This is a genomic window from Stenotrophomonas sp. Steno-Z10-BAI, assembly GCF_056393115.1.
Genome location: NZ_JBWJOZ010000004.1, coordinates 1 through 17,750 on the forward strand (window position 1 = coordinate 1; position 17,750 = coordinate 17,750).

Below are 17,750 nucleotides of genomic sequence, written 5' to 3' on the forward strand. Positions count from 1 at the left end.
GGGCGAATTTTGGCCATGTCCCCGCAGGTTGTCAACGGTTTTGTGAAATTTCTTCACAATCCTGCACAGGAGCGCCGCTGATCGGTTCTGCACACGCGCAGCGGTTACTATTGAGGTCAATGAAACCAAAGAAACCGACCCAGGGCGCGAAAGCCCCCAAGTCCCCGGCGCCCAAGAAGGCAGCCGGTCCGTCGGGCAAGCCCCGCGCTGCCGCCAAGAAAGCCGGCAAGCTGCCCCCCTGGATGCCCGAATCCCTGAACACTGCTGAGCCGTCGCGTGGCAACAAGCGCGGGCCCAAGCCCGCGCATGCCGGGCCGATCCCGACCCGCCGCCGCCCGCATCCGACCCCGCTCGACGGTGAGGTCCAGGTCGACCCCTTCGCCGCCCGCGAGGCCGAGCGCTATGCGCAGCCGATCGCCAGCCGTGAGGCGATCCTGCAGCTGCTCGACCGCTGCGATGGCCCGCAGACCGCCGAAGAGATCGCCATCCACCTCGGCCTGACCGAGCCGGACCGTGCCGATGCCCTGGGCAAGCGTCTGGGCGCGATGTGCCGTGACGGCCAGCTGGTGCAGAACCGCCGTGGCGGTTTCGCACCGCTGCAGGCCGTCAACCTGATCACCGGCGTGGTGATCGCCAACCCGGAAGGGTTCGGCTTCCTGCGCCCGGTCGAAGGTGGCGACGATCTGTTCCTGCCGCCGTTCGAAATGCGCAAGGTGCTGCATGGTGACCGCGTGCTGGTCAACGTGACCGGCATCGATCGTCGCGGCCGTCGCGAGGCGAGCATCTCGCGTGTGCTCGAGCGTGGCATGAGCCGCCTGATCGGTCGCTTCAGCGTCGAGTTCGGCATCAACTACGTCGTGCCCGACGACAAGCGCGTGCAGCGCAATGTACAGATCCCACCCGACCAGACCGGCGATGCCCGCGATGGCCAGCTGGTGGTCTGCGAGCTGACCCAGGCGCCGGACACCCGCCGCCCGCCGATCGGCCGCATCATCGCCGTACTCGGCGACAAGCTGACGGCCTCGCTGGTGGTGGAAACCGCCATCCACGGTCATGAGCTGCCGTTCGAGTTCCCGGCCGAAGTGCTGGCTGAAGCCACCGCGGTCCCGATGGTGGTCACCCCCGAACAGATCGGCCACCGCGAGGACCTGCGCAACACGCCGCTGGTCACCATCGATGGCGAGGACGCCAAGGACTTCGACGACGCGGTCTACTGCGAACCCAATGCCGAAGGCTTCCGCCTGGTCGTGGCGATCGCCGACGTCTCCAATTACGTGCGTCCCGGTACGCCGCTGGACACTGAAGCGCAGAAGCGCGCGACCTCGGTCTATTTCCCCGGGTTCGTGGTGCCGATGCTGCCGGAAACGCTGTCCAACGGCATCTGCTCGCTGATGCCCAAGGTCGACCGCATGTGCTTCGTCTGCGATATGCAGGTGAACCGCGAAGGCGAGGTCATTCATTCGCGTTTCTACGAAGCGGTGATGAACTCGCACGCGCGCCTGACCTACAACCAGGTCTGGGAAGCGGTGGGCGAGAACGACCCGGCTGCGCGCAAGGCGATCGGTCCGCTGATGCCGCAGGTGGATCGCCTGTACCAGCTGTATCACGTGCTGGCCAAGGCGCGTACCCGCCGCGGTGCGATCGAATTTGAAACCTCCGAAGTGCGCTTCGTGCTGGACAACACCGGCGAAGTCACCCAGGCCGGGATGATGGTGCGCAACGATGCGCACAAGCTGATCGAAGAATGCATGATCGCGGCCAATGTGCAGGCTGCGCGCTACCTGCTGGCCAAGCAGGTGCCGGCGCCGTTCCGTGACCATGAGCGTCCGCCGGAATCCAAGTACGCCGATCTGCTCGAGTTCCTGAAGGAATTCAAGCTGAGCCTGCCGCCGTGGTCGAAGGTGCAGCCGGCCGATTTCACCAAGCTGTTGAAGAAAGTGCGCGATCGCCCGGACGCAGCGCTGCTGGAATCGGTGCTGCTGCGCAGCCAGAGCCTGGCGGTGTACTCGCCGGACAACCTGGGCCACTTCGGCCTGGCGCTGGATGCGTACGCCCACTTCACCTCGCCGATCCGTCGCTACCCCGATCTGCTGGTGCACCGTGCGATCAAGCACGCGCTCAGCGGAGCCGCGCCGGAGAAGTTCACCTATTCGCCGCGTGAGATGGCCGCGCTGGCCCTGCAGTGCTCCGAGCGGGCGCGCCGTGCCGATGAAGCCGAGCGTGAAGTGGACGAGCGCTACCGCGCCGCGTGGATGGAAAAGCACGTCGGTGGCCAGTTCGAGGGCGTGATCAGTGGCGTGACCAGCTTCGGCCTGTTCGTGGAACTGGACGAATCCAAGGTCAACGGCCTGGTCCACGTGACCCAGCTGCCGCACGACTATTACCAGTTCGATGCGGTGCGCAAAACGCTCAACGGCGAACGCCGCGGCAAGATCTACCGCCTCGGTGACCGGGTGCGGATCCTGGTGCTCAAGGCCAGCATGGAAGAGCGCAAGATCGACTTCCGCCTGGTGGAAGAGAAGGACGATTCGCTGCCCGAGCTGCCGCCGCGCGGCCAGCCGGCCAAGCGCCAGAAGCAGAAGTACTGATCATCGCTTACCGGCCCACGGCCGGTAAGCGGCAGGTGCCGACCGTTGGTCGGCACGCTGTCTATCCGCCCACCGTTGGTGGGCACACGGATTCCACCGGAGCGATCCCATGCAGGCCCTCCCCGAATACAGCGGTGGTTGCCAGTGCGGCGCGATCCGCTTCCATGTGGTCGGTGCGCTGACCCACAGCTCGATCTGCCATTGCCGGATGTGCCAGAAGGCCTTCGGCGCTTACTACGCCCCCTTGGTCTCGGTCCGTGGCAGCGACTTCCGCTGGACCCGTGGTGAGCCCCGACGTTTCCAATCCTCCAACAAAGTCCAGCGCGGCTTCTGCGCTGACTGCGGCACCCCGTTGACCTACGAAGCCCCCGATGGCGTGGCGGTCGCGGCCGGCGCCTTCGACGAACCGGCCCGCCTGCCGCCGACGATCCAGTACGGGATCGAGGCCAAGCTTCCGTTCGTGGATGCCCTGGGGTCGCTCAGCGCGCTGCGCAGCGAGGAAGACGCCGAGGCCGGCGACTTCCTGCTGCATATCGTCTCCCACCAGCACCCGGACCACGACACCGCGGAGTGGCCGCCGGGCTGAAGGCGGTCTGTGAACGCCCGGCAGGGCAGGGTGGGCCTTGATGCTCTACCATTACTAACCCCTTTACCGGTCCCGCCCCCCGCAATGAGCAAGCAAAACCAGTGGATCGTCGGCGTCAACGCCGTCGCCTCTTCGATCGAGAATGATGCCGAGAACGTCCGCGAGGTCCTCATCGAGGCCGGTGCGAAGAACCCGCGTCTGACCGAGATCGAAGAAAACGCACGCCGCAAGGGCATCGACGTGCGCAAGGTGAACACCCAGGCGCTGGACGGTGTGGGCGGTTCGGTGCGTCACCAGGGTGTGGCGGCGCGCTACCAGGCCGCACGGACCTGGGGCGAGAACGAGCTGGAAGGGCTGGTCGAAGCGGCCGAGGGCAAGGCCCTGCTGCTGATCCTCGACGAGGTCCAGGACCCGCACAACCTCGGCGCCTGCCTGCGCAGCGCAGCGGCGGCCGGTGCCACGGCGGTGATCATTCCCAAGGACAAGTCGGCGTCGGTCAATGCGACCGTGCGCAAGACGTCGGCTGGCGCGGCCGACCGTATCCCGGTGGTGCAGGTGACCAACCTCTCGCGCTGCCTGAAGGACCTGCAGAAGCTGGGCGTGTGGATCTACGGCCTGGCCGGTGAAGCCACCGAGTCGCTGTACGCGATCGACCTGAAGGGCAACGTGGCGCTGGTGCTGGGCGGCGAAGCCGACGGCCTGCGTCGTCTGACCCGCGAAAACTGCGATGGCCTGGTCAAGATTCCGATGCCGGGCGATATCGAGAGCCTGAACGTCTCCGTCGCCACCGGCGTGAGCCTGTTCGAAGCGGTGCGTCAGCGCGGGCTGTAAGCCGCGCGCTCTACCTGTGATGCGCCTGGCGCGGGGGATCACCCCGCGCTGCCGCCCAGCGCCTTGAACAACGTCACATCGTTGATCAACTGCCGCTGGCGCACGGACGCCAGTGACAGCTCGGCATCGCGCCGGGTCTGTTGCGCTTCCAGCCAGGTGCGCAGGTCGGTAGCGCCGACCCGGTAGCGCACTTCATACATCCGCTCGATCTCCACTGCTTCGTCGTAGGACGCCTGCGAGGCCGCCACCTGCGTGGCGAACTGGGCGCGCGCCGACAGGGCGTTGTCCACTTCCGACAGCGCGGTGTACAGCGTGCGGCGGAACCCGTTGGCCGCGATCTGGTAATCGGTGCCGGCCAGGCGGGTGTTCAACTGGGCCTGGCGCACATTGAGGAACGGCAGCGACAGCCCCGCGCCCAAGGTGGCGACCGGATTCTTCAGCACGTCCGAGAGCGAGGGCGCGCCGGTACCGACACTGCCGGTCAGGCTCAACGCCGGGTAGTACTGGGTAGCCGTGACCTTGATGGTCTTCAGGCTGTTGCGCAGGCGCAGCTCGGCGGCGCGCAGGTCCGGGCGGCGGCCGAGCAGATCGGCCGGCAGGCCTTCGGCCACGACCGGGCTGCCGGCGCGCTGCAGTTGCTGCGGTTCCTCGGCCAGTGCCAGCGGCTGCCCATCCAGCAGCACCGTCAGTGCATTGCGCGCAGCCACACGCTGCTGCTCCAGTGCACTCTGCGCAGCACGCTGTGCCTCCAGGCTCTGTACGGCCTGACGTACTTCCAGGCGCGAGACCGCACCGGCATCGAAGCGCGCCTGGACCAGCTCGCGGGTGCGCTCCAGGCGCTGCAGATTGGCCTGGCCGGCGGCGATGGACTGGTTGAGGAAGGCCAGCGTCCAGTACTGCGTGGCCACGTCGCTGATTACCAGCAGCGCGGTGTTCTGCAGGTCTTCCTGGCTGGCCTGGGCCTCCCACTGGGCGATGTCGCGCTGGGTACGCAGGCGGCCCCAGAGATCGATCTCCCACTGCAGGGACACGCCGGCCGAGCTGCCGCGGTTCCAGTCCGCGCGCTGGTCGATCGGGCGGTTGCCGCTGCTGTTGACGCTGCCCGAGGGCTGTGGCCAGAGCGCGTTGTCGGCCAGGCCGGCCTGCAGGCGCGCGCGCTGCACCGCCAAGCCGGCCGAGACCAGATCGGTGTTGGCGGCCAGGGCGCGATCGATCACGCGGTCCAGGCCGGTGTCGCCGAACTGGGTCCACCAGGCATCGCTGCGGACATCGGCGGCAGCCGCATGCGGCTGCTCGCTCACCGCCTCGGTGGGGGTGTTCAAGGTGGCATCGCCACGGCCATAGGTGGCCGGTACTGCCGGCGCCTCGACCTGGTAGCGGCCGGTGCTGACGCAGGCCGACAGGGTCAGTGCGGTCACGCAGGCCAGGGCCAGTGGACGCAGCGATGCGGGGTGCAGCAGAGCAGGAGAAATCTTCATTCGCGCGCCAGCGCCTCCACGGGATCAAGTTGGGCGGCATTGCGGGCCGGCAGGAAACCAAACGCCACGCCGATCAGGCTGGAGCAGGCAAAGGCGGCCACGATGGACGCGGTCGAGAACAGCATCTGGAAGTCCGGCGCGAATCTGCCGAACAGCCAGCCGACCACCAGCGACAGGCCGACGCCGAGCAGGCCGCCGAGCAGGCAGACCAGCACCGCCTCGATCAGGAACTGCTGGCGTATATCGCTCTGCCGCGCGCCCACGGCCATGCGCACGCCGATTTCGCGGGTGCGCTCGGTCACCGAGACCAGCATGATGTTCATCACGCCGATGCCGCCGACCAGCAGCGCGATCGCGGCGATGGCGCTGATCAGCAGGGTCATGCTGCGAGTGGTCTGTTCAATGGTCTGGCGGATTTCAGCGCTGTTGCTGAGGAAGAAATCCTCGGTGCCGTGGCGCATGATCAACAGCTTGGAAATGGCTGCTTCGGCAGCATCCATCGGGGTCGCATCATCCACCCGCACCGTGATGCCGGACACGTGACTCTGGCCGAGCATGCGCGACATCACGGTGGTGTAAGGCACCCACACGCTCAGGCTGGTGCTGCCGCCAAATCCAAATCCTGGCCGCTGGGCGACGCCGATCACGCGTACCGGAACATTCCCGAGCAGGATCACCTGGCCGATTGGATCTTCGCCATTGGGGAAAAACTGGGTGCGGGTGTTCTCGTCGATCAGTGCCACCTGTGCCAGCCGCGTGACCGCGTCGCGGTCGAAGAAGCTGCCGGCGAGCAGCTTGACGCCCTTGACCCGGAAGAACTGCTCGCCGACGCCGCTCACCTGGGCCGTGGCCGACTGGTTGCGGTAGCGGGCGGTCACCGAGGAGGAGACGCTGGGCGTCGCGCTGTCGACGTAACTCTGGTTGGCCAGCGCATCGGCATCACTGGCCTTGAGGGTCTGCACGCGAGCCGAACGCATGTCGCCGAATCCGCGGCCGGAATACACATCGATCGTGTTGGTGCCGAGCGAGCCGATGGTCTGCAGGATCTGCTGCTGCGAGCCATTACCCAACGCCACCACCGAGACCACCGAGGCGATGCCGATGATGATGCCGAGCATGGTCAGGAAGGTGCGCAGGCGATGGGCATTCATGGCCAGCAGGGCCATCCGGAACGCTTCGGTGAAGCGGTCGCGGGCGGCACGCCAGCTGTGGCCCTTGCTCGCGGCCACGGTTGGCTGCCGCTGTGCGCGATAGCTCGGCGCCGCTGGATTGGCGCGGTCGGCGATGATCTCGCCATCGCGGATTTCGATGATGCGCTGGGCGTGCTGGGCCACACTCATGTCGTGGGTGACGATGATGATGGTGTGGCCTTCGGCATGCAGCTCGCCCAGGATGCCCATCACTTCTTCGCCGGATTTCGTGTCCAGTGCACCGGTCGGCTCATCGGCGAGGATCACCTCGCCACCGTTCATCAGCGCCCGTGCGATCGAGACACGCTGCTGCTGGCCGCCGGAGAGCTGGCCTGGGGTGTGGTTCATGCGGTCGCCCAGACCGAGGCGCTGCAGCAGCTCCTCGGCGCGCGCAGTGCGCACCGGGCCGGGGCTGCCGGCGTAGACGGCGGGTACCGCGACATTGCCGCGCGCATCCAGATCGCCGAGCAGGTGGTAGCGCTGGAAGATGAAGCCGAAGTGTTCGCGGCGCAGTTCGGCCAGGTCGTCCGGTTCCATCCGCCCGGTCTCGCGGCCGGCCACCTGGTAGCTGCCACGCGTGGGGCGGTCCAGGCAGCCCAGGATGTTCATCAGGGTGGACTTGCCCGAGCCGGACTGGCCGACGATGGCGACCATCTCGCCGGCAGCGATGTCCAGATTGACGTCGCGCAACACCGCGATGGTGTCATCGCCTGCCGGAAATTCCCTGCGCAGGTCGCGCAGCCGCAGCAGCGGCGTGCCCGTCGAGGCCGCGCTCATCGGCGCGGTCCGCCCATGCCGGGGCCGCTGATCCGCACGGCGCTACCGCGGCTGCCGCCGCCTGCGCCCTGTGCACCACCGCCTTCGCCGACGATGACCTTGTCACCCTCTTCCAGGCCGGACAGGACTTCGGCGTTGGCACCGTTGTTGATGCCGATCTTGACCTTGCGCGGGGCCGGCATGCCGTCGGCACCGGCCACGCGCACCAGATACTGCCCATCGCGACTCTTCGGGCCGAGCGCCACGGCGGGAATGAGCAGCACATCCTTGGCCTGCTTGAGCATCATCGAGACCTGGGCGGTCATGTCGATGCGCAGGGTGCCGTCCGGGTTTTCCACATCGAACAGCGCGTTGTAGTACACCGCGGTGGTGGTGGAGGAGTCGCTGGTGGTGGAATCCTTCTTGACGATGGTGGCCGGGGCCGGGTTGATCTGGCGCAGCGTGGCGTGATATCTGCGGTCTGGATCGCCCAGCGTGGTGAAGTACACCGGCATGCCCGCCCGGATCTTGACCACGTCTGCTTCGGACACATCGGCATTGACCGTGACCAGATCGAGGCGGGCGAGCATCACGATGGTCGGTGCGGTCTGGTTGGCGTTGACGGTGCGCCCTTCTTCGGTGACCACCGCGACCACGGTGCCGTCCATCGGCGCGATGATGCGGGTGTAGGCGAGATTGGCGCGGGCCGTGCCCAATTCGGTTTCGCGCCCCTTGATCTGTGCGTCGAAGGACTGGATCTGGGCACGGGCGGTCTTGAGCTTGGCATCGGCCGCATCGAACTCGGCGCGCGAGGTAGCTTCGGCCGCCAGCATCTGCTGCTGGCGTGCGAACTCGAGCTCGGCTTCGCGCAGGCTGGCCTGCTGCACCGCGCGCTGTGCCTTGACCTGGTCCAGCGAGGCCTGGGCATTGAGCACCTGGTTCTGCTGGGTGGTGGCGTCGATCTCGGCGATCAGATCGCCCTCTTTGACGGTATCGCCGAGCTGGACCTTCAGCGACGTGACCTGGCCGGAAGCCTGCGCGCCGACGCTGACCAGCTTGTAGGCGTCGATCACGCCGGTGGCTTCCACCGTCTGTTCGATGTCGCCGCGGCTGACCGGTGTGGTCGCCAGGGTGGGCGCGGTCGGCTTGCGCAGCATCCATGCCACAATCGCGGCGATCAGGACGAGGACCACGAGCAACAGCAGGAGGCGAGCACGGCGGGTTCTGGGCAAACGGGGCTTCACGATGATCGTCAACTCGGCAGGCCGGTGCATCGGCGTTGTCAGCATTGTGAAGATCGTTCACCGCCGGCTCAATGCTCGCCGTGTACCAAGATGTATCCCTGCGGTGCACAGCGCATTTCATTGTGTATCTGCATCACCCCTTGAAACAGACGTACGTAAACCAGGAGATGCGGTTCAGCTCCCGACAGGGGATGATCACTGCATGGAGACTGCCAACAGCATGCACAGACTGCTGATCGTCGATGACGACAACGATATCCGCCAGCTGCTCGCCGAGCAGCTTGGCCGCGCCGGTTACCTGGTGAGCACGGCCAGCGATGGCCAGGGCATGCGCCAGCTGCTGGAGCGCGAACACGTCGATCTGATCGTGCTCGACCTCAACCTGCCGCGCGAAGACGGCCTGACCCTGTGCCGCGATCTTCGCGCGCGCTCGAGCACGCCGGTGATCATGTTGACCGCGCGCAGCGAGCCGATCGATCGCGTGCTCGGCCTGGAGATGGGCGCCGACGACTATCTGGCCAAGCCGTTCGAACCGCGCGAACTGCTTGCCCGCATCCGCAACGTGCTGCGCCGCACCGAGGCGCTGCCGGCCAACCTGGAGCCGCTGGCGATCCGGCGTGCGCGCTTCTCCAGTTGGATCTTCGATCTCGAACACCGCCATCTGGTTGATCCCGATGGGCGCGTGGTGGTGTTGTCCGGCGCCGAATTCCGGCTGCTGCGGGTGTTCGTCGGGCATGCCAACAAGGTGCTGTCGCGCGAACAACTGGTGTCGCTGAGCAGCGGCCGCAACTACGAATCGCAGGATCGCGCCATCGATCTGCAGGTCAGCCGCCTGCGCAACAAGCTGGCCGATGATGGCGGCAGCGACGGCCTGATCAAAACCGTGCGCAACGAAGGCTATGTGCTTGCTGCGGCGGTCACCCTGGAATGAAACGCCTGCGCCACTTCTTTTCCTCGATGGTGGGGCGACTGTTCGTGATCCTGCTGCTGGGCATGAGCGTGGCCGCGATCGGCGCGACCATGCTGGCAAGTACCAAGCGCCAGCAGGAGTTCGAGCGGCAGAACCTCAACCGCATCGCCGACCGCCTGCAGGGGTTCGTGAATCTGCTGGACGGTAATCCGGAGTTGCGCCAGCGGCTGCTCACCAGTGGCGGGCCGAGTGTGCGGCAGCTGCCGGAGGGGGCACGCATCGGCCGGCCCGATGCCGCGCTGATGGAGATCCTCGATGACCGGCCCGGCCCGGTGGCGAGCAGCCAGGTGGCCTTCACCTCGTTCCGCTCCTGCCTGCCGCGGTTGCCGGAGCTGCTGCCGCCGCCGCGCGACAAGGAAAAGATGCGGCACCCGCCGCGTGAGCGCGACCCGGCCTTCATCCCACCCAAGTGCCGCGTGGTCACGCTGCAGCTGACCGACGGCACACCGCTGCGGCTGGCACTGGATTCCCCCGCCGTGGCGCACAACGGCGTGCTCGCCGTGGACCCGTTGTTCCTGACCTTGCTGGTCGTGGCGATCGCCATCCTGGCCTACATCGTGGCGCGGATGGCCAGCGCCCCGCTGCAGCGGTTGGCCGATGCCGCCGCCGCACTGGGTGATGATCTGCAGGGCGCCCCGATGCCGGTGACCGGCCCGGTGGAAGTCCGCCGGGCTGCGGAGGCGTTCAACGCCATGCAGAAGCGGCTGCAGCGCCACCTCGGTGAGCGCACCCAGATGCTGGCAGCGATCACCCATGATCTGCAGACACCGGTGACGCGCTTGCGGCTGCGGCTGGAGAACGTCACCGATGAGACATTGCGTGAACGCCTGATCGCCGATCTCGGCGCGATGCAGGCGCTGATCCGTGAAGGGCTGGAGCTGGCCCGCAGTGCCGAGAGCGCTGAACAACGTGCCGCGCTGGACCTCGATTCGCTGCTGGAGAGCATCGTCGAAGATGCCGCCGAAGCCGGCGCCGATGTCCATTTCGAGCAACCCAGCGGGGCAGTGCTCATGCTGCGCCCCTTGGCGATGCACCGCCTGTTCTCCAACCTGGTCGACAACGCGGTGATGTACGGCCAGACCGCACGCGTGCGGGTGGAGCAGGCCGGGCAGGACGTGGAGGTGCGCATCCGCGACAGCGGCCCCGGCCTGGCCGAGGACGAGCTGGAGGCGGTGTTTGACCCGTTCGTGCGGCTGGAGACCTCGCGCTCGCGCCAGACCGGCGGTGCCGGCCTGGGGCTGACCATCGCCCGGGCGTTGGCCGAAAAGGACGGCGCGACGCTGCATCTGCGCAACCATCCGCAGGGCGGGCTGGAAGCGATCGTGCGCTGGGCCGCGCCGGCGCGGGCGGCGGCGGGGCCACGCGGGGGCTGACGCCGGTCCCCCAAAGCGAAAGGATTTGCCTACTATGGGCATCTCTTTCCAGCGTCTCCCCCATGAGAGCGTACGACTCTGCCGGCCATCGCGCCGGTGCACGGCCGTTCCCCCCATGCACACGGCGCCTGCCCAAGGTTGATCCATACGGATGAGCGATCGGGGGGGCAGGATCCGGTGGCGGCCGGCACAACTGAAGTTCCCGGGCATGCCAACGCTGCAGGCGGCAGCGCTGTGGCTGTTGCTGCTGTGCGCGCTGCCGTGGTCGCTGTCGGCGCAGGATGGCCCGCCGCCGCTGCGCGACTACGCCATCGATGTCTGGACCTCGCGCAACGGGTTGCCGCACAACTCCCTGCGCGACATCGCGCAGACGCCCGAAGGGCACCTGTGGTTCGCCACCTGGGAAGGCCTGGTCCGCTACAACGGCCTGGATTTCACCGTGTTCGACCGCAGCACCACGCCGGGCCTGCGCGATAACGGGGTCGGCGCGTTGTTGGTGGACCGCAGCGGCGGATTGTGGATCAGTGACTCGCGCGGCAACGTGACCCGGCGCGGCCCGGACGGCCGCTGGCAGGTCTGGGAGCACCGCGCCGATACGCCGCAGGTGCTGATCCAGGCGATGCAGATGGACAGCCATGGGCGCCTGTGGCTGCTGTACGAGGGCAAGGGGATCGGCAGTCTGGCGCCGGACGGGACGTTCGACTATCAGAAGCCACCGGCCGACGTACCGATGGCCATGAGCTTCACCAAGCTGGTCGTGGATGCGCAGGACCGGGTCTGGGTCGGCACACTCGACGGGCTGGTCGTACGCGATACCGATGGCGTGCTGCGCCGTGCGCCGGACAGCTGGGGGCTGGGGCGTGGCCTGGTCTGGCCGTATCGCGCGCCCGACGGGGTGATGTGGGTAGTGGCTGGCGAGCGCATCTACCGGATGCAGGACGGCGCACCGCTGCTGCAGCACCGGCTGCCGGGCGTGACCCACATCACCGCGATGCTGCAGGACCGCCATGGCGACCTGTGGCTGGGCACCGAGAATCAAGGTCTGCTGCGGTTGTCGCGGCACGGGCTGGAGCGATTGCCGCCGGGCCTGTCGTTGCCCGGAGGACGCGTGGTCAGCCTGCGCGAAGATGCCGAGGGCAGCATCTGGGTCGGCGCCAACGGCGGGCTGTATCGCCTGCGCGAAACCCTGTTCAGCAGCTTCACCGAGCGCGACGGGCTCAGTGGCGACTACGTGCGCACGGTGTTCGAGGATCGCCAGAGGCAGCTGTGGATCGGCAGCGCCAGCGGGCTGGACCGGCGCGATGCCCAGGGTCGCTTCAGCGCGATGCCACTGCGCAACAACGTCGGCAAGAGTCCCTCGGTATTGAGCCTGGCCCAGGATCGCGAGGGCACGCTGTGGGTGGGCACGTTTGGCGACGGCATCTTCCGGATCAACGAACAGGGGCAGCGCCTGCGCGACTACGGCACGGACGAAGGGCTGCCGGGCGGCAACATCCGTGCGATCAGCATCGACCGCGACGGGGTGGTCTGGGCCGGTACCCAGAAGGGGGTGGTCCGCATCGAGGCCGGCAAGGCCGAGCAGCCGGTGATCCCGGGCATGCCGACCGGGCTGATCACCGCGTTGGCGCATGACGACGACGGCGCGTTGTGGATCGGCACCATCGAGGGGATCCGCGTGCTGCGCGGTGACCGGGTCCAGACGATCGATCTACAGCCGTTGGGCGGTGGCCGCAGCGTGTTCGGGTTCCAGCAGATCGGCGATGCGATGTGGGTCAGCACCGACCGCGGCCTGTACCGCTACCAGGAGGGCAGGCTGGCACGGGTCGGCCTGGAGCAGGGCATGCCGGTGGATACGGTGTTCCAATTGGTGCCCGACCGCGTCGGCAACGTGTGGATCAGCAGCAACCGCGGCGTGCTTCGCACCGACATGGCGATGCTCAACGCGGTCGCCGATGGCCGCGTCGAACGGGTCGAGGTGGAGCACTACAACGAGATTGACGGCATGGCCAATTCGCAGGCCAACGGCAGCTCCGGGCCCTCGGCGATCCTGCGCCAGGACGGCACTTTCTGGGTGGTGACCGCCGGTGGCTTGAGCACGGTCGATCCATTGCGCCTGCAGCGCTTCCGTGAGCGCATGGCGCCACCGGCGGTGATCGAGAACGTGCAGGTCGATGGCGCGCCCCTGCATTGGCAGGGCAGCAATCACAATGCGATTCCGGGCGGGCGCCGGCTGAGCGTGAGCTACGTCGGCCTCAGCTATCTGCTTTCCGAGCGGATCCGCTACCGGACCCGTCTGGACGGCCTGGACAAGAGGTGGATCGAGCGCGGCCAGCAGCGCAGTGTGGAATTCATCGGCCTGCCGCCGGGCGACTACACGCTGCACGTCTCCGCCGCGCATCCAGGCGGTGTCTGGAGCGACAGCGAAGCGGTCTGGGAATTCACGGTGGAGCCGTTCCTGTGGCAGCGCCACAGCGTGCAGTTGATCGCCGCGCTGTTGTTGCTGGCTGGGCTGGTGGCGCTGTACCGGTATCTGATCAACCGCTACAAGGCCAGCAACGTGCGGCTGGCGCGGATGGTGCAGGAAGCCACGCTGGATCTGCAGACCCAGACGGTCAACCTGCAGGCACTCAATCAGGAGAAGACCGAACTGGCCGACCGCTTGGCGGTGCAGGCCGAGGCGTTCGAGCGGCAGGCCCGCGAAGATGCGCTGACGGGGCTGCCGAACCGGCGTGCATTCGATGAAGCGCTGGCGCGCGATTTCGCCCGTTCGCAGCGCAGCCGTCACCCGCTGTGTCTGGTGGTGCTGGATATCGATCACTTCAAGGAAGTGAACGACCGGCACAGCCATTCGGTGGGCGATGTGGTGCTGGTGGAAGTGGCGCGTCTGTTGGCCTCGGCGTGCCGCGATTCGGACATGCCCGCACGTACGGGCGGCGAAGAATTCGCGCTGCTGCTCAACGATACCCGGCTGGATGAAGCGGCCCAGGTCTGCGCGCGTCTGCGCGGGCTGTTCCATGATCATCCGGACTGGGCCGGTATTCCGGGCCTGAAGGTCACCTTCAGTGCCGGTCTGGTGGAACTGGACGCTGCCGACCGCACCCCGATGCTGCTTTACCAGCGCGCCGATCGCGCGCTGTACCGCGCCAAGAGCGAAGGGCGCGACAGGACCGCTATCGGGTGATGCAGCTCAGGGGCGCGGCCAGCTGTTGGCGACCTTGCAGAACAGTTTGGCGGTCTGCTCGGTGTCGTACACCGCGCTGTGCGCTTCATCGGCATCCCAGCCCAGCCCGGCGGCGGTGGCCGCGCGTGCCAGCACGGTCTGCCCGTAGGCGATGCCGCCGAGAGTGACGGTGTCGAACACGCTGAAGGGATGGAACGGGTTGCGCTTGTGGCCGGTGCGGTTGACGGCCGCATTGACGAAGCCCAGATCGAAATGGGCGTTGTGCCCGACCAGGATCGCGCGCTGGCAACCGTACTTCTTCATCGCCGCCCGGATCGGGGTGAAGATGTGGTCCAGCGCATCGCGCTCGACCTTGGCCAGCCGGAACGGGTGATCCAGGATGATCCCGGTGATTTCCAGCGACTTCGGATCGATCTCCAGGCCTTCGGCCGGAACCACGTGGGCACTGGCGGTCTGGCCGGGATAGAGCAGGCCGTTTTCGTCCATCTCGATCGGAACGGCGGCGATCTCCAGCAGCGCGTGGCGATCAGAGTCGAATCCCCCGGTCTCCACATCCACCGCCACCGGCAGGAAGCCGCGGAAGCGGGTTGCCATCAAGCGCTGGGCGGCAGCGGGCAGTGCGTCGGCAGCAGCCGGCGCGTCGGAGCGGGGGAGGTCGTCAGTCATCGCGGCAGTTTAGCAGAGCGGCCTGTACCCCCCCCTGCGCTCAGGCCAGGGCAGGGAAGCGCCCGCGGCCGCGGTGCAGCAGGTGATCCAGGCTCAACGGGCCGGCGCCCTGCAGGGCCATAGGCAGCAGCATGGCCATGAACAGCAGCGGCAGTTTGAAGTTGCCAAAGCCCTGATCGGTGATGACATAGCCCATCGCCAGCTCGGCCAACCCACTCCAGTGCATCGGCCAGTGCACGGCGGCGGTGGCGACCACGGTCAGCACCAGCAGGCAGCTGGCGGCCACGCGGGTCCCCAGCCCAAGCAGCAGGCAGGCTGCGCCGACCAGCTCGAACCAGGTGGCCAGCTGCCAGTTCAGGGTGGCCGGCAGCTGATCGAAGGGAAACGGGAAGGCCTGCTGCAGGTCCTCGAACCAGTTCTGGCCTCGCAGTTTTTCACGGCCGGACTCGAAGTACTCCCAGCCCATCAGCAGGCGCAGGCCGAGCGGGGCCAACCACGGGCCGAGGTGATCCAGCCGGGCGCGCAGGGCGACCAGGGGCGGTGACTTCATCGATGCGATTCCTTTGTGGAACGGTCAGGTGACGGGCGCGGCGGGCCCGATCACGCCGTTGTCGTGGAATTGGCGCAGCAGGGCGGCGCCGGGCAGGCGCAAGGCATCGGCCGCCATGCCGTGCGCCTGCGCGAGCTGCTGCAGGTAAGTGGCACCGGTGCTGCCGGGGTGCTGGCCGATCTGCTCCAGCAACTGCGCGGCCATCGGGCTGATCATGGCGAAGCGGACCTGGCCATCAGGGTCGCGCCGGACCAGCAGCCCGGTCGGCTCGGGGGCGGGCTGCGAGGGCGCATCATCGGTGCCCAGCCGATGCACCGGCCAGTGATAGATCAATGGCCAGGCCAGCGGCGAGCGCTGCAGCGCCGCGTGCATCGGGTCGATGCCCGGCGAGGGCGGCAGGGGCTGCGCGTCCAGCTGGTAGAGGGCCGTTTCCACCCACTCGTAATGGGCCAGTTCTGCCAACGCCGGGTGCGGCAGCGCGGCTTGATGGTGCAGCCACTGCACGAACTCGGCGGCCAGCTCGGTGAACAAGGGGGTCTGCGCCGGGTGTCCGGCAAGGAAGCGCCGGACCAGGGTGGCCCACGCCGCCTCACCCAGCAGCTGCACGCAGACCGGGAAGCCGTTGCCGAGCAGCCCCAGCAGAGTGTTGAAGACCAACCGCTGGTAGATGCCCAGCCGGCGCGCGTCCATGCCGTCGGGTGCGGCGTTATGGTCCGGGTCGCGCAGGTGCGCGGTGAACGCCCTCTGCTGTGCGTGCAGGCGCGCCGGGGCGTCAGTCATGTCCGTTCCCTGCATGGGCGGCCATCAGCTGGCGGATGTGCTGCAGTTCGCCACGCAGTTCGGCATACGGCGGAAAATTGAAATCACGTTCCAGCAGCGTCGGGCGCGCACCGATGCGCGCATAGGTGCGGGCGAGCAGGTCCCAGACCGGATCGATCACCGCGCTGCCGTGGGTGTCGATCTTCAGATCGGGCGCCTCGTCCAGATGGCCGGCCACATGCAGGCAGACGATGCGCGCGGCCGGCAGCCCGGCGATGAACGCATCGGCGTCGTAGCCGTGGTTGCAGGCGTTGACGTAGACGTTGTTGACGTCCAGCAGCAGATCGCAATCAGCCTCGGCCAGCACGGCGTTGGTGAAGGCCAGTTCGTCCATGGCCGGTTCCGGGGCGAGGTAATAGGACACGTTCTCCACCGCGATCCGCCGGCCCAACAGGTCCTGCACGCGGGCGATGCGTGATGCGGTGTGGCGTACGGCCTCGTCGGTAAACGGAATCGGCAGAAGGTCGTACAGATGCCCCTCATCGCTGCAATAGCTCAGGTGTTCGCTGTAAAGCGGCACGTGGTGCCTCGCCAGGAATCGTCCTACCTGTTCCAGCAGCACGGTATCCAGCGGCGCGGTGCTGCCCAGTGAGAGCGACAGCCCATGGCAGGTGAGCGGATGGCGCGCGGCCAGTTCGGCGAGTGCGTCACCGGCCGGCCCACCGATACCGATCCAGTTTTCCGGCGCGCATTCGAGGAAGTCGATATCGCCGGCGGGCGCGTCACGCAGGTCCTGCAGCAGGGCGCGGCGCAGACCCAGTCCGGTCGCCGCCGCAGGCAGCGGCGACCGGCCCAGGCCAGTGACGAGGGCGTCAGTGCTTGGCACCGCACTTGCCTTCGCCGCACTTGCCTTCCGCCGTCTTCTTGTCGCCAGCGGTCGTTGCCTTGGTGCCAGCAGCCTTGCCCTTGTCGGCGCCGCACTTGCCTTCCCCACACTTGCCTTCGGCTGCCTTGGCACCGGCAGTCGCGGCCTTGTCGCCTGCCTTGGTGCCGGCCTTCTCGCCATGCGCACCGCACTTGCCTTCGCCACACTTGCCCTCGGCGGCCTTGGTCGCCGCCTGTCCAGCCACCAGGTAGCCCTGGGCCAGCTCGGTCATGCTCAACGCGGATGCCGAGGCGGTGACGCCCAGGCCTGCAGCCAGCGCAGTGGCCGCCAGCAGGGACAGCGAACGGGTGGGTGTGCTCATCGGGTAACGCTCCTTGGAATGGGCCGGGGCCCGGGATGGCTGCGTGGGGGCAGCAGGTGCGGCCATGGTGGCCCGGCCCGGCTCATCGAATCCTCACACAGGATTCAACGTTTCGTGAAGTGCAGTGCAGTGCGTTGCGTTATTCAACAGCGGTGGACGGGTCGGGCGCTGGGCCGCGATGCCCTTGTCGGCGAATGGCCCCCGGCGTCGGCCTGCGGCCGGCGCCTCCTCCTTGAGTTCGCCCACAAGGGCATCACGACCCAGCGACTCGAGACCCTGCGCGCCCACAGAAAGGCACGACTTCGCGGAGTCGTCCAACACGCGAGCCCAG

Annotated in this window: 14 protein-coding genes; 6 read left to right on the top strand and 8 right to left on the bottom strand. The window is 67.5% G+C overall.

Annotated elements, in window-relative coordinates; genetic code table 11:
- The first annotated feature begins 119 nt into the window (after positions 1 to 119).
- From rnr to rlmB, 3 genes are all read left to right on the top strand, one after another.
- Positions 120 to 2,588 carry a ribonuclease R gene (gene rnr, locus AC06E9_RS11065; protein ID WP_121041537.1) on the top strand — a complete coding sequence of 823 codons (2,469 nt, stop codon included), beginning with the start codon at positions 120 to 122 and terminating at the stop codon, positions 2,586 to 2,588.
- A gap of 109 nt (positions 2,589 to 2,697) precedes the next feature.
- Positions 2,698 to 3,174: a GFA family protein gene (locus AC06E9_RS11070; RefSeq protein WP_121041539.1), complete on the top strand. Its 477-nt coding sequence runs from the start codon at positions 2,698 to 2,700 to the stop codon at positions 3,172 to 3,174.
- Positions 3,175 to 3,258: 84 nt separating this feature from the next.
- Positions 3,259 to 4,005 (top strand): 23S rRNA (guanosine(2251)-2'-O)-methyltransferase RlmB, encoded by a 747-nt coding sequence (rlmB, locus tag AC06E9_RS11075; RefSeq protein ID WP_478056051.1) that lies wholly within the window; start codon positions 3,259 to 3,261, stop codon positions 4,003 to 4,005.
- 38 nt (positions 4,006 to 4,043) lie between these two features.
- Here the strand turns inward: rlmB and AC06E9_RS11080 are convergent, their stop codons facing one another.
- From AC06E9_RS11080 to AC06E9_RS11090, 3 genes are read right to left on the bottom strand one after another with little or no spacing between them, the layout of a single operon-like run.
- Positions 4,044 to 5,483, bottom strand: coding sequence for an efflux transporter outer membrane subunit (locus AC06E9_RS11080; RefSeq protein WP_478056052.1), 1,440 nt, complete (start codon positions 5,481 to 5,483; stop codon positions 4,044 to 4,046).
- Positions 5,480 to 7,450, bottom strand: coding sequence for a MacB family efflux pump subunit (locus AC06E9_RS11085; RefSeq protein WP_121041543.1), 1,971 nt, complete (start codon positions 7,448 to 7,450; stop codon positions 5,480 to 5,482). The genes AC06E9_RS11080 and AC06E9_RS11085 overlap by 4 nt, the downstream gene beginning before the upstream one ends.
- A complete protein-coding gene (locus AC06E9_RS11090) occupies positions 7,447 to 8,703 on the bottom strand; it encodes an efflux RND transporter periplasmic adaptor subunit (RefSeq protein WP_478056196.1) in 1,257 nt (418 codons plus the stop codon). Before AC06E9_RS11090 ends, AC06E9_RS11085 begins: the two co-directional genes overlap by 4 nt.
- A gap of 172 nt (positions 8,704 to 8,875) precedes the next feature.
- On the opposite strand from AC06E9_RS11090, the gene AC06E9_RS11095 reads away from it, so the two are divergent.
- The 3 genes from AC06E9_RS11095 (at position 8,876) to AC06E9_RS11105 (ending at position 14,197) form a co-directional block, all read left to right on the top strand.
- Positions 8,876 to 9,604: a response regulator gene (locus tag AC06E9_RS11095; protein ID WP_121041545.1), complete on the top strand. Its 729-nt coding sequence runs from the start codon at positions 8,876 to 8,878 to the stop codon at positions 9,602 to 9,604.
- On the top strand, positions 9,601 to 11,016 hold the full coding sequence (locus AC06E9_RS11100; RefSeq protein WP_121041547.1) for a sensor histidine kinase: 1,416 nt from the start codon (positions 9,601 to 9,603) through the stop codon (positions 11,014 to 11,016). The genes AC06E9_RS11095 and AC06E9_RS11100 overlap by 4 nt, the downstream gene beginning before the upstream one ends.
- Positions 11,017 to 11,224: 208 nt before the next feature.
- Positions 11,225 to 14,197, top strand: a complete 2,973-nt coding sequence (locus AC06E9_RS11105) for a two-component regulator propeller domain-containing protein (RefSeq protein WP_478056053.1) — start codon at positions 11,225 to 11,227, stop codon at positions 14,195 to 14,197.
- 6 nt (positions 14,198 to 14,203) lie between these two features.
- On the opposite strand, the gene rnt is transcribed toward AC06E9_RS11105, so the two are convergent.
- The 5 genes from rnt to AC06E9_RS11130 form a co-directional block, all read right to left on the bottom strand.
- Positions 14,204 to 14,791, bottom strand: a complete 588-nt coding sequence (gene rnt, locus AC06E9_RS11110; protein WP_121042195.1) for a ribonuclease T — start codon at positions 14,789 to 14,791, stop codon at positions 14,204 to 14,206.
- A 112-nt stretch (positions 14,792 to 14,903) separates the two neighbouring features.
- Positions 14,904 to 15,413 carry an HvfX family Cu-binding RiPP maturation protein gene (locus AC06E9_RS11115; protein WP_478056054.1) on the bottom strand — a complete coding sequence of 170 codons (510 nt, stop codon included), beginning with the start codon at positions 15,411 to 15,413 and terminating at the stop codon, positions 14,904 to 14,906.
- Positions 15,414 to 15,437: 24 nt separating this feature from the next.
- Positions 15,438 to 16,193, bottom strand: coding sequence for an HvfC family RiPP maturation protein (locus AC06E9_RS11120; protein ID WP_152151800.1), 756 nt, complete (start codon positions 16,191 to 16,193; stop codon positions 15,438 to 15,440).
- Positions 16,186 to 17,058, bottom strand: coding sequence for an HvfB family MNIO-type RiPP peptide maturase (locus AC06E9_RS11125; RefSeq protein ID WP_478056055.1), 873 nt, complete (start codon positions 17,056 to 17,058; stop codon positions 16,186 to 16,188). The genes AC06E9_RS11120 and AC06E9_RS11125 overlap by 8 nt, the downstream gene beginning before the upstream one ends.
- A complete protein-coding gene (locus tag AC06E9_RS11130; RefSeq protein ID WP_121041557.1) occupies positions 17,045 to 17,419 on the bottom strand; it encodes an HvfA family oxazolone/thioamide-modified RiPP metallophore in 375 nt (124 codons plus the stop codon). The genes AC06E9_RS11125 and AC06E9_RS11130 overlap by 14 nt, the downstream gene beginning before the upstream one ends.
- Between the last annotated feature and the right edge of the window lie 331 nt (positions 17,420 to 17,750).